This is a genomic window from Streptococcus suis, from assembly GCF_017601095.1.
GTDB lineage: Bacteria > Bacillota > Bacilli > Lactobacillales > Streptococcaceae > Streptococcus > Streptococcus suis_Z.
Genome location: NZ_JAGFUX010000017.1, coordinates 1 through 13187, shown reverse-complemented (window position 1 = coordinate 13187; position 13187 = coordinate 1). Strand labels below are relative to the sequence as shown.

General features: G+C 40.2%; 5 protein-coding genes and 1 pseudogene. All 6 read left to right on the top strand.

The window, feature by feature from the left end; all coding sequences use genetic code 11:
- Positions 1-122: 122 nt before the first annotated feature.
- Positions 123-245 (top strand): annotated as a pseudogene (locus J5566_RS10810) (CHAP domain-containing protein); the annotation flags it as partial.
- A 137-nt stretch (positions 246-382) separates the two neighbouring features.
- Positions 383-1393, top strand: coding sequence for an Abi family protein (locus tag J5566_RS09980; protein ID WP_043028877.1), 1011 nt, complete (start codon positions 383-385; stop codon positions 1391-1393).
- Positions 1394-1626: 233 nt separating this feature from the next.
- Positions 1627-6522 (top strand): SspB-related isopeptide-forming adhesin, encoded by a 4896-nt coding sequence (locus J5566_RS09975; RefSeq protein WP_208563137.1) that lies wholly within the window; start codon positions 1627-1629, stop codon positions 6520-6522.
- Positions 6523-6714: a calcium-binding protein gene (locus tag J5566_RS09970; protein WP_105108482.1), complete on the top strand. Its 192-nt coding sequence runs from the start codon at positions 6523-6525 to the stop codon at positions 6712-6714.
- Complete coding sequence (locus tag J5566_RS09965) at positions 6698-7249, top strand: hypothetical protein (RefSeq protein WP_074390205.1); 552 nt, start codon at positions 6698-6700, stop codon at positions 7247-7249. Before J5566_RS09970 ends, J5566_RS09965 begins: the two co-directional genes overlap by 17 nt.
- 49 nt (positions 7250-7298) lie before the next feature.
- Positions 7299-13187, top strand: a 5889-nt coding sequence (locus J5566_RS09960) for an SNF2-related protein (protein WP_208563136.1), incomplete at its 3' end; no start/stop codon positions are given.

Below are 13187 nucleotides of genomic sequence, written 5' to 3'. Positions count from 1 at the left end.
CGATAAAGCAAAATCGTGATAATACACTATTGATGGAACGCCGTGTGCGGTGAAAGTCGCACGCACGGTGTGAAGCGGGGGAAAAGATGGAGATAGTATCAAAGTTTTACCTATCGCTATAAAAAGTTTACCCAGATGGCTCATTCCTTATCTCCGAAACCAACTACAATGGCAATCCAAACTATACCTTCCGTAAATTATCTGGAGTGGATAGTAGCTTGAGTTTTGCTTATACGACGAAATAAAAAAGGATATGCTAACAATAACTTGATTTGTTAGCATATTGTTTTGTAAATATTTCGTTAGAAATTCTACCTTTAAGTTACTTTGATAAGTTTAGTGATATGGTATAATACTAAGGAGAGGTTACTGAATATTTTAAATGGAAACAATTATTGAAAAAATGAAAAAAGAGTCGAAAACTGGTTTAACTTCTGGGGATCTAGTTGACCATATCTTTAAAAATCATAAAATAGATATTCAAGATGATGACTCTGTCACACTCTTAAATATGGGATATTATCATGGTTATAAACGATATAGATTCGTTAAAAAATCCAATTCAGATGGGATTCTGCCCCTTTCTTCATTTAAGGAAATTGAAGCAATCTACAATTTTGATATGGAGTTAAAAGGACTATTTTATCCAATAGTGATGCTTGTAGAGACAGCATTAAAAAATCGGACTATCGATTCAATAGTCGCAGAATCTAGTAGTGGGATAGAAGATATATTAGAACATCAATTAGCTTGTTACATGGACTATCCTGAAGACCATGAAAAATATGGTAACAAACTCGATCAGTATAATGAAACTAGACAAAATGTACTGGATACAATTGACTATTACTCAGATAAAAATGAGGTCATTAAGCATTATTTAAAAAGTGATTATCAAATTCCTCTCTGGGCTTATTTTGAAGTTATTACTCTAGGACAGTTTAGTAGATTTTTAGGAAGTTTAACTAAGTCAAGTCGTGAAAAATTGAATCAAGATTTCACGATCATTCCAAATAGGTCAAACTCTCTTGAGTTAGTTGTCAATGCTCTTATTGAGTTAAGGAATGCTACCATGCACAACAGTGCGATTTTTGATGCTAATTTTTCAAGCGGTGTATCTAAAGCACTCAAAAAACAGATAAAACAAGATTTAGGATTATCGACATTCACTTGTGTTTTCATTGAAGATTATTTCATTCTACTGATTTGGACTTTGAACATTTTAAAATTTGATACAGTAGTCCTCAACAACTACATCTATCAATTCAATGAAATTGTTGAACGATTTGATGTTTCACTCAATAATCGTGATATTCTCTTTAAGATTATCAGTACAAACAGAAAAACATCAATTCAACAATTAAGTAAATTTATTGACGAAAAACGAAATTAGTGGTATCATAGTTGTATCGAATTGGGGCGTGCTAGTCACGTCTGGGAGGGTCTGATGCGTCAGTCCTCCTCTTTTTTTATTTTTAAGTATTCTTCGGAGGTTATCGGTTGTGCTACCGATAGCTTTTTTTCTTTTTCCTTAATGCATTGTGATAACAAAATCAAGCTTTCTTTTTTATGATGAGGAAAGAGTGACAGTATGTTGCTACAGAAAAAAGAAAAGAAGGACTATTTATGACCAAAACATGTAATCATCACTTTCTTGTCAATCAGGAAAAAGGCGAGAAACACGTCTTTCGCAAGAGTAAAAAATATCGAACGTTATGTTCGGTTGCCCTTGGAACTATGGTGACGGCTGTTGTTGCTTGGGGAGGAACGGTTGCATATGCTGATGAAGTTACTCCATCAGTTGACACAACCATTCAACGAACGGAAAATCCAGCTATGAATTTACCAGAAACACAACCAACCCCTGTTTCTGAACAAACTGAAAGTTTAGGGTCAACTGGACAATCTAACGGTGCAATTGCAGTCACCGTACCACATGATACGGTAACACAAGCAGTTGAAGAGGCAAAGGCTGAAAGTGTTTCTACGGTTGAAGATAGCCCAATGGATTTAGGAAATACAACTTCTGCGGCAGAAACCAACCAACAAATTTCAAAAGCAGAAGAAGATGCCCAAAACCAAGTTGAGGCTATCAATGAAGTTACTGAATCCTACAAAGCTGACAAAGCGACATACGAATCGAATAAAGCTCGCGTTGAACAGGAAAATAAGGTGCTGTCACAGGCCAACGAAGGGGCCAACCAAACTGGTAAAGAGACAAATGCTTGGGTTGATACTAAAGTCAATGACCTAAAAACTCGGTATGCAGATGCTGATGTGACAGTGAAAGAACAAGTAGTTTCATCAGGAAATGGGACATCTGTACTTGACTATACAAACTATGGCAAGGCTGTTGAAACCATCCAATCAACTAACGAACAAGCTTTAGCGGATTATCTAACAAAGAAAACCAAGGCAGATCATATTGTTGCGAAAAATCAGGTCATTCAAAAAGAAAATGAAGCTGGACTTGCTAAGGCAAAAGCAGATAACAAAGCCATTGAAAGGCGTAATCAGGCTGGTCAAGCAGCTGTTGATGCTGAAAACCGTGCAGGTCAAGCCGCAGTAGATCAGGCTAATCAGGAGAAACAACAATTGGTTTCAAATCGTGCAGCCGAGATTGAAGCTATTACTAGACGCAATCAAGAAAAAGAAGCCGCAGCCAGAAAAGAGAATGAAGCGATTGATGCCTATAATGCCAAAGAATTGGAACGCTATCAACGTGATTTGGCCGAGATTTCAAAAGGTGAAGAAGGTTATATTTCTGAAGCCCTTGCTCAAGCCCTAAATCTCAATAACGGTGAGCCACAAGCACAACATGGAGCCAATACCCGAAATCCTGATCAGATTATTTCAACTGGCGATGCTTTGCTGGGTGGCTACTCAAGAATTTTGGATTCAACAGGATTCTTTGTCTATGACAGCTTCAAAACAGGTGAGACTCTTAGTTTTAGCTATCAAAATCTTCAAAATGCACGATTTGATGGTAAAAAGATTAGTCGAGTGACTTACGATATTACCAACCTTGTATCACCAGCTAGAACCGATGCCGTGAAATTGGTTGTACCAAATGATCCTACCGAGGGCTTCATTGCCTATCGAAATGACGGAAACGGTGATTGGCGAACAGACAAGATGGAGTTTCGTGTAGTTGCCAAGTATTTCTTGGAAGACGGTTCACAAGTTACCTTCTCCAAAGAAAAGCCTGGAGTCTTCACACATTCTTCCCTCAATCATAATGACATTGGTCTAGAATATGTCAAAGATTCATCTGGGAAATTTGTGCCGATTAATGGCTCAACCGTTCAAGTGACTAATGAAGGTCTAGCACGTTCTTTGGGTTCAAACCGTGCAAGTGATTTGAATTTACCTGAGGAATGGGATACCACATCAAGTCGTTATGCTTATAAAGGAGCAATTGTATCAACAGTTACATCAGGAAATACCTACACAGTAACCTTTGGCCAAGGCGATATGCCACAGAATGTTGGATTGTCTTACTGGTTTGCCTTAAATACCCTACCAGTGGCACGTACAGTGACACCTTATAGTCCCAAACCTCATGTAGCGGTGGAACTTGAACCCGTTCCAGAACCTATTACTGTAACACCAGATGTCTTTACTCCAAAAACCTTTACACCAGAAAAGCCTGTAACCTTTACGCCAAAGCCTTTGGAAGAAGTGGTGCAGCCTAGTCTAACTTTGACCAAGGTAACCTTACCTGTTAAACCTATTCCAAAAGAACTTCCAACGCCACCACAAGTTCCGACTGTCCATTATCATGCGTATCATTTGACGACAACTCCAGAGATTATGAAAGAAGTGGTCAATAGTGACCAATCTAATCTTCATGAGAAAACTGTCGCAAAAGATTCAACGGTGATTTATCCCTTAACAGTTGATGCCTTATCGCCCAATCGTGCTCAAACGACTAATCTCATTTTTGAAGACTATTTGCCTGCAGGTTATTTGTTTGATAAGGAAACAACACAAAAAGAGAATGGAAACTATGTCCTTAGCTTTGATGAGACTAAGAATTTTGTGACCTTGACCGCAAAGGAAAACTTGTTGCAGGAGGTAAATAAAGATTTAACCAAGGTTTATCAACTGACCGCTCCTAAACTCTATGGTTCTGTTCAAAATGATGGGGCAACTTATTCCAATAGTTACAAACTCCTTTTGAACAAGGGCACAACCAATGCTTACACAGTCACTTCAAATGTTGTAACGGTTCGTACACCAGGTGATGGGGAGACAACCACGCTCATTACACCAGATAAAAACAATGAAAATACGGATGGTGTCCTCATTAATGACACGGTCGTAGCCCTTGGCACAACCAACCACTATCGTTTGACTTGGGATTTGGACCAGTATAAGGGAGATCGTTCTGCTAAAGAGACAATTGCACGAGGCTTCTTCTTTGTGGACGATTACCCAGAGGAAGTGCTTGATGTGGTGGAAAATGGGACGACTGTTACAACCCTTGACGGTCAGAAGGTATCAGGAATTACGGTTAAAAACTATGCTTCCCTAAATGAAGCTCCTAAAGACCTTCAAGATAAATTGGCTCGTGCTAAGATTACACCGACAGGTGCCTTTCAAGTCTTTTTGCCTGATGACAACCAAGCCTTTTATGACCAGTATGTTCAAACAGGAACTTCTTTAGCACTTTTGACCAAAATGACGGTGAAAGATAGTCTCTATGGTCAGACAAAGACCTATACAAACAAGGCTTATCAAGTTGATTTCGGCAATGGCTATGAAACCAAGGAAGTGACCAACACCCTTGTTTCTCCAGAACCCAAGAAACAAAACCTCAATAAAGACAAAGTAGACATCAATGGGAAGCCTATGCTAGTGGGCACTCAAAATCACTATACTCTCTCATGGGACTTGGACCAATACCGAGGGATTAAAGCAGACAACTCTCAGATTGCACAAGGTTTTTACTTTGTGGATGATTATCCAGAAGAAGCTTTATTGCCGGATGAAGCAGCTATTCAGTTTATCACATCTGGTGGCAAAACAGTTTCAGGAATCACGGTGAAGTCTTATTCTCAATTAACTGAAGCTCCTAAAACGCTACAAGCAGCCCTTTCGAAACAAAAAATTCAGCCTAAAGGAGCTTTTCAAGTTTTCATGCCTGAGGACCCACAAGTCTTTTTTGAATCTTATGTGACCAAGGGGGAGAATATTACCATTGTCACTCCGATGACGGTTTTGGAAACCATGCTTAATTCAGGGAAGTCTTATGAAAATGTGGCTTATCAGGTGGACTTTGGGCAAGCCTATGAAACCAATACAGTGACCAATTTTGTCCCTAAAGTAACTCCACATAAGTCTAATACCAATCAAGAAGGTATTTCAATTGATGGAAAGACTGTTCTTCCGAATACGGTCAATTATTACAAAATTGTCTTGGATTACAGTCAATACAAGGACATGGTCGTGACGGATGATGTTCTTGCCAAGGGATTTTACATGGTAGACGATTACCCAGAAGAAGCCCTTACCCTAAATCCTGATGGCATTCAAGTTTTGGATAAGGATGGCAATCGTGTATCTGGTATCTCTGTCAGCACCTACGCTAGTTTGTCAGAAGCTCCGGAAGTCGTCCAAGATGCCATGGCTAAACGTCAGTTTACACCTAAAGGAGCCATTCAAGTTCTTAGTAGCGATGATCCAAAAGCCTTCTATGAGACCTATGTGAAGACTGGTCAAACCTTAGTTGTCACGCTTCCGATGACGGTAAAAAATGAGTTGACCAAAACAGGTGGTCAGTATGAAAATACAGCCTATCAGATTGATTTTAGCTTGGCCTATGTCACGGAAACAGTGGTTAATAATGTTCCAAAATTAGACCCACAAAAAGATGTGGTGATTGACTTGTCTCATAAAGATGAGAGCCTTGACGGGAAAGAAGTGGTCTTGCATCAAACCTTTAACTATCGCTTGGTTGGAGCATTGATTCCAAGCAATCGTGCGACTGATTTATTTGAATATGGTTTTGAAGATAACTATGATGAAAAACATGATGAGTATAATGGTGTTTATCGCAGCTATCTGATGACGGATGTCATCCTCAAAGACGGTTCTGTCTTAAAAGAAGGAACGGAAGTTACGAAATATACCTTGCAACAAGTGGATACAGAAAATGGCCTCGTGTCAATTTCATTTGATAAATCCTTCTTAGAGACTATCTCCGATGATTCAGCCTTTCAGGCAGATGTTTACCTTCAAATGAAACGGATTGCGGCTGGTCAGGTGGAGAATACCTATCTTCATACAGTGAATGGCTATGTCATCAGCTCAAATACAGTTGTAACACATACACCTCAACCTGAAGAACCAAGTCCAAATCAACCCACACCACCTCAACCACCAATTGAGACTATTGAACCGCCTGTTCCAGCAAGCATTTTGCCAAATACAGGGGAACAAGAATCCCTTTTGGGCTTGATTGGAGCTGGTATTCTACTTGGTACGGCTTATGGACTGAAGAAAAAGGAGGAGAAGTAGATGAATCCAAAAACTATTTATGAAAAGGATTCAGACCAAGATGGTTTGACAGATGCTCAGGAACTAGCTTTGGGAACCGATCCGCAGTCTGTTGACACAGATGGTGATGGTCAAGCTGATTTAGAAGAGCTACAATCTGGTCATTCACCACTAGTCCCACAAAAGGAGTTGTGTGATGACTTGGAACTTTGACACCATGAAAGAGGCTTTGTCTGAAATGGAGAAGGTCGATTACCAAGAGTTTATCAAAGCCTTTCTCTCTTTGGAATTAAGTATTTCTGATAGAACAATCCTCAATCAGGTTTATCAAGATTATATGGATGAGGATGACCTATCCTTGATTAGTGATGAGCTACGAGTTAAAGTGGATAGTTATCAGGATGAAGTACAGGCAGATATGACTGACATTCTGGAAAAGCTGTACCGAACAGGTGAAGGCTCTAGTTTTATTATGGATTTAATGTCCTCAAATAGTCTCTCAGACACCTTGGAACAGTATGAGGTTTTGGATAGTGACGATTACTCACCACTTAGCCTTGAAACCTTACAGGCCATAATTCAACAGGAATTGGCTATTTCCAGTCAGGATTATTTTGGAGATTTGGTTCACCTTGCCTTGCAAAAAGATTTACTAGACCAGAAAAGTCATTTCTTACAACACTATGTGGCAACTGTAATGGAAGGAATTCCACAAGAAAGAGACCAACGAGCCTTGGTCCTAGATTAACTCAAAGGGCTGAGAAACACTCTCAGCCTTTTTGAAATGGGAGGGAATAATGAATCAAGAAGTCTTACTACAAATGATGAGAGCCACCATTCCTCGTGATAGAGCCCTGCTTGAGGCATTTTTATATTACCAAGCAGAGCATTTTGATGAGGAGTGGGATAGTCTTATTCGTCAGTTTATGACCAATAGGCAGGGAATCAAAAGATCTGTTCAGGTACTTCACTTTGAGACAGATGTTTCAGCTTTTGTCCAGGCTAGTCCTTATGATACTGCTCATGATCTATTGACCTATACACAAGTTTTCGGCCAAATTGGTCTCCAAAAACTCGACAAACTATCGCCGTCTGAAAAAGACTTGGTGATTGAAGTGGCCTTGTTCAATCTGGCCACTCGTTTTCAACTATTAGACTCAAATGGACACTACCAAACTATTTCACCAGATTCTCTATTACAAAAGAGTAGGGGAGCTAATTTGGTCAATGTTTATCGTGTGGCTAATAATTTAGCGGATCGGATTAGTCGAGATATTGAACAGTTTCTCTTAACTTACGAGCCTGAGCTTGAAACAAAAGTAGATGAAACAGTTCTAGAAAATGAAGAAACTGGTGATGAGCACAAAGCTAGTGTTCATCAAGCAATATCATTTAGAGAAGATGGCTCTCTCATCATTGCTAGTTTGGATGTAGATTTGTCTCAACTAGATGTTCAAACAGGAAGAACAAGTCATCTGCCAGCTTATGAAGAGTTGTCTTTACGACGTAAATTTGAGATTCTAACATATTTTGACCAAATTCGAAATGAACGTTCCAAAGTCCCAAGTTTTAGACGAGGTGATTTTGATACTGAGACGGAAATGACACCAGTCTTTGAGGGCGAGGAGTTACTTACCTATCTAGAAGCTGATGGCACTCCCTATGAGCTGAAACGAACGCTGACTACAGTCGAAGAAAAGGAATTAGAAAAAATTGGACGAGCCATTAGGATAGAAAATCAAGAAAAATTGACTAAGGTAGGGATTGAACTATCTCAGTTTGAATCAGACCAAGTCGGTATTTTATTGGATGCGGCAGGTCGTTTTCGTTTGAAAAATGCGGACCTTGCTTTACTAGGTGGCTATCCCAAAGCCTCGGTAACTCAACTAGCCCTTGCGACAGAACTACTCCAAATGGGATTGAGTCATGAAAAGGTTGAATTTTTCTTTGGTAGCCAGCTTTCCATTGAAGAGCTGCGACAAGTTGCCTACGCCTTTTTACACCAAGAACTCAGCAGAGAAGATGCGGAGCAATTTGAAAAAGATAAACGCAATCAGCCAGATTTAACCCTCAGAGATTGGAAAAGCAAGCTAGAGAAAGCTGAGTCGAAAGTAGTGGTTGATGAAGAGTTAGCGGAAAATCCACTAGTCCAGAGAGTCTTGGACACTTATCCTCTGGGGTCATTGGTTTACTATAAGGGACAGGACTTTGAGGTCGTGTCGGTCAGTGATGCTCGATTGAACGGTTTGATTCGGATTGAGTTAGTCAATGACTTTTCGGATATCATTGAACAAAATCCAGTTCTTTATGTGAGGACCTGGGAAGAAGTCAGTCAGGCACTTCATCAGCCAAAGGCAGAACCACAAACAGAGTTAGAAGAAGCGGACCAAGAACTAAATCTTTTTTCATTTCTGGAAGAGGAGCCAGTTCAGAGTATTGGACTATTGGAACCAAGTAGTGTAGAGGAACCTAACAATGATGTTGTTATCCAACCAAACAACCAAGGTCCTATTGAGAATTTAGGGGAATCAATTCCAGAGATTCCAGTAACGGACTTTTATTTTCCAGAAGATATGACGGACTTTTATCCTAAGACTGCTAGAGATAAGGTTGAGACAAACATTGCGGCCATTCGTTTGGTTAAAACACTTGAAACGGGACGCCGTCAGGCAAGTACAAGTGAACAAGAACTCCTTGCCAAATATGTAGGCTGGGGTGGACTAGCCAATGAATTTTTTGATGAATATAATCCAAAATTTTCTAAGGAACGAGAAGAACTGAAAAGCTTAGTCACAGATAAAGAGTATTCGGATATGAAACAGTCCTCTCTGACAGCCTATTACACAGACCCAGACCTGATCCGTCAGATGTGGTTTAAATTAGAAAGAGATGGCTTTACAGGTGGCAAAATCCTAGATCCTTCCATGGGAACAGGGAATTTTTTTGCGGCTATGCCAAAACACTTAAGAGAAAAGAGTGAGTTATATGGTGTGGAATTAGATACTATTACAGGAGCTATTGCCAAACACCTTCATCCCAATAGTCATATTGAAATTAAGGGCTTTGAGACGGTGGCTTTTAACGATAATAGTTTTGATTTGGTGATTTCAAATGTGCCTTTTGCCAATATACGAATTGCGGATAACAGGTACGATAGGCCTTACATGATTCATGACTACTTTGTCAAAAAGTCACTTGGTTTGGTCCATGATGGTGGACAAGTAGCGATTATCTCTTCCACAGGAACCATGGATAAGCGAACAGAAAACATCTTACAAGATACTCGTGAGACAACTGAATTTCTTGGTGGGGTTCGACTGCCTGATTCTGCCTTTAAGGCCATTGCAGGAACGAGTGTCACAACGGATATGTTATTCTTCCAGAAACATTTAGACAAGGGATATTTGGCAGACGACTTAGCCTTTTCAGGTTCTATTCGCTATGAGAAGGATAGTCGCATTTGGCTCAATCCTTACTTTGATGGAGAATACAATAGCCAAGTGCTAGGAACCTACGAGGTCAGAAATTTTAACGGAGGAACACTTTCTGTTAAGGGGACTAGTGATGACTTGATTGCAAGTGTCCAAACTGCTCTAAATCACGTTAAGGCCCCAAGAGAGATTGATAGAAATGAGGTCATCATTAATCCAAATGTGTTGACCAAACAAGTCATTGATACCTCCATTCCAGCTGAAATGAGGGAGAATCTGGGTCAGTACAGTTTTGGTTACCAGGGTTCTACAGTTTACTATCGAGACAACAAAGGCATTCGAGTCGGAACCAAGACGGAAGAAATCAGTTACTATGTCGATGAAGAGGGCAACTTCAAAGCATGGGACACCAAGCATTCTCAAAAGCAGATTGTTCGCTTTAATGCCTTAGAAGTGACTGATAGCACAGCTCTGGATGTCTATGTGACCGATGATGCAGCCAAACGTGGTCAGTTTAAGGGATATTATAAAAAGACAGTTTTCTATGAAGCTCCATTGTCTGATAAAGAAGTGGCACGAATCAAAGGAATGGTCGATATTCGCAATGCCTACCAAGAAGTTATTGCCATTCAACGCTATTATGACTACGATAAGGAGACCTTTAACCACTTGTTAGGCAAACTCAATCGTACCTATGATAGCTTTGTCAAACACTATGGGTATTTGAACAGTGCAGTGAACCGCAATCTTTTTGATAGTGATGATAAGTATTCGCTTCTTGCTAGTTTGGAAGATGAACGTCTGGATCCAAGTGGAAAGTCTGTTATCTATACTAAATCCCTTGCTTTTGAGAAGGCTTTAGTGCGTCCCGAAAAAGAGGTTAAAAAGGTACATACTGCCCTTGATGCCTTAAATTCCAGCTTGGCTGACGGACGAGGTGTTGATTTTGCTTATATGATGTCTATCTATCAGGTTGAATCGAAGATGACCTTGATTGAGGAGTTAGGTGACCTCATTATGCCTGATCCTGAGAAGTATTTGAATAGAGAATTGACCTATGTTTCTCGCCAAGACTTTCTGTCAGGGGATGTCGTCACTAAGTTAGAAGTGGTAGATCTATTCGTCAAACAAGACAATCAGGACTTTAACTGGTCACATTATGCAGGACTTCTAGAAGCTATCAAACCAGCACGTATTACTTTGGCAGACATTGATTATCGAATCGGTTCACGCTGGATTCCTTTGTCTGTTTACGGAAAATTTGCCCAAGAAACCTTTATGGGAAAAGCTTTTGACCTCTCTGACCAAGAAGTGGTGACTGTCCTTGAAGTCAGTCCCATTGACGGAGTTATCACTTACCAATCTAAGTTTGCCTACACTTATTCCAACGCAACGGATAGGAGTCTAGGTGTCCCTGCTTCACGCTATGATAGTGGTCGTAAAATCTTCGAAAACCTCCTGAATTCCAATCAACCAACCATTACAAAACAAGTTGTCGAAGGGGATAAGAAAAAGAATGTGACGGATGTAGAGAAAACAACAGTTCTGCGTGCTAAGGAGACACACCTACAAGAACTCTTTCAAGATTTTGTAGCAAAATATCCAGACGTCCAACAGATGATTGAAGACACCTATAACAGTCTCTATAATCGTACAGTTTCTAAGGTTTATGATGGTAGCCATTTAACCATTGATGGACTCGCACAGAATATTTCCTTACGTCCTCACCAAAAGAATGCCATTCAACGGATTGTGGAGGAAAAACGTGCCCTACTAGCCCATGAGGTAGGGTCTGGAAAAACCTTGACCATGCTCGGAGCTGGTTTCAAATTGAAAGAATTAGGGATGGTGCATAAACCTCTTTATGTGGTTCCGTCTAGTTTGACTGCACAGTTTGGTCAAGAAATCATGAAATTTTTCCCAACTAAGAAAGTTTATGTGACCACCAAGAAGGACTTTGTCAAAGCCAAACGTAAGCAGTTCGTATCACGTATTATCACAGGCGACTATGATGCCATTGTCATTGGAGATTCCCAGTTTGAAAAAATACCGATGAGTCGAGAGAAGCAGGTTACCTATATCAATGACAAGCTGGAGCAACTCAGAGAAATCAAGCTAGGAAGTGATTCTGATTATACGGTCAAAGAAGCAGAGCGTTCAATCAAGGGACTAGAGCACCAGTTGGAAGAACTCCAAAAACTAGAGCGAGATACCTTTATTGAATTTGAAAACCTTGGAATTGATTTTCTTTTTGTGGATGAAGCTCATCACTTCAAGAATATCCGTCCAATCACAGGACTTGGCAATGTCGCTGGCATTACCAATACCACTTCTAAAAAGAACGTGGATATGGAGATGAAGGTGAGACAAGTTCAGGCAGAGCATGGAGATAGAAATGTCGTTTTTGCGACTGGAACACCAGTCTCAAACTCCATTAGCGAACTCTATACCATGATGAATTACATTCAACCTGATGTTTTAGAGCGATACCAGGTATCAAATTTTGATTCCTGGGTTGGGGCTTTTGGGAATATTGAAAACTCTATGGAACTAGCCCCGACAGGTGATAAATACCAACCTAAGAAACGGTTCAAGAAATTTGTCAACTTGCCCGAACTAATGCGTATTTACAAGGAAACCGCCGATATTCAGACTTCTGATATGCTTGATTTACCTGTACCTGAAGCTAAGATTATTGCGGTGGAAAGCGAGTTAACGCAAGCTCAGAAATACTATTTAGAAGAACTGGTAGAGCGTTCAGACGCTATCAAGTCAGGTAGTGTCGATCCAAGTAGAGATAATATGTTAAAGATAACCGGGGAAGCTAGAAAACTAGCCATTGATATGCGGTTGATTGACCCTGCTTATACCTTATCAGACAATGAGAAAATCCTTCAAGTCGTTGATAATGTCGAGCGGATTTACCGTGAAGGAGCTGAAGACAAAGCCACTCAGATGATTTTCTCTGATATTGGAACGCCTAAAAGTAAGGAAGAAGGATTTGATGTTTACAATGAACTTAAGGACTTGCTTGTCGATCGAGGGATACCAAAAGAAGAAATTGCCTTTGTGCATGATGCCAATACTGATGAGAAGAAAAATTCTCTCTCACGCAAGGTCAATAGTGGGGAAGTACGGATTCTCATGGCATCTACGGAAAAAGGTGGAACGGGTCTAAACGTGCAATCACGTATGAAAGCTGTCCACCACTTAGATGTTCCCTGGAGGCCTTCTGATATTGTACAGCGAAATGGA

Coding starts and splice junctions, on each gene's coding strand:
- J5566_RS09980 (WP_043028877.1), top strand. CDS start 383: ATGGAAACAATTATTGAAAAAATGAAAAAAGAGTCGAAAACTGGTTTA.
- J5566_RS09975 (WP_208563137.1), top strand. CDS start 1,627: ATGACCAAAACATGTAATCATCACTTTCTTGTCAATCAGGAAAAAGGC.
- J5566_RS09970 (WP_105108482.1), top strand. CDS start 6,523: ATGAATCCAAAAACTATTTATGAAAAGGATTCAGACCAAGATGGTTTG.
- J5566_RS09965 (WP_074390205.1), top strand. CDS start 6,698: ATGACTTGGAACTTTGACACCATGAAAGAGGCTTTGTCTGAAATGGAG.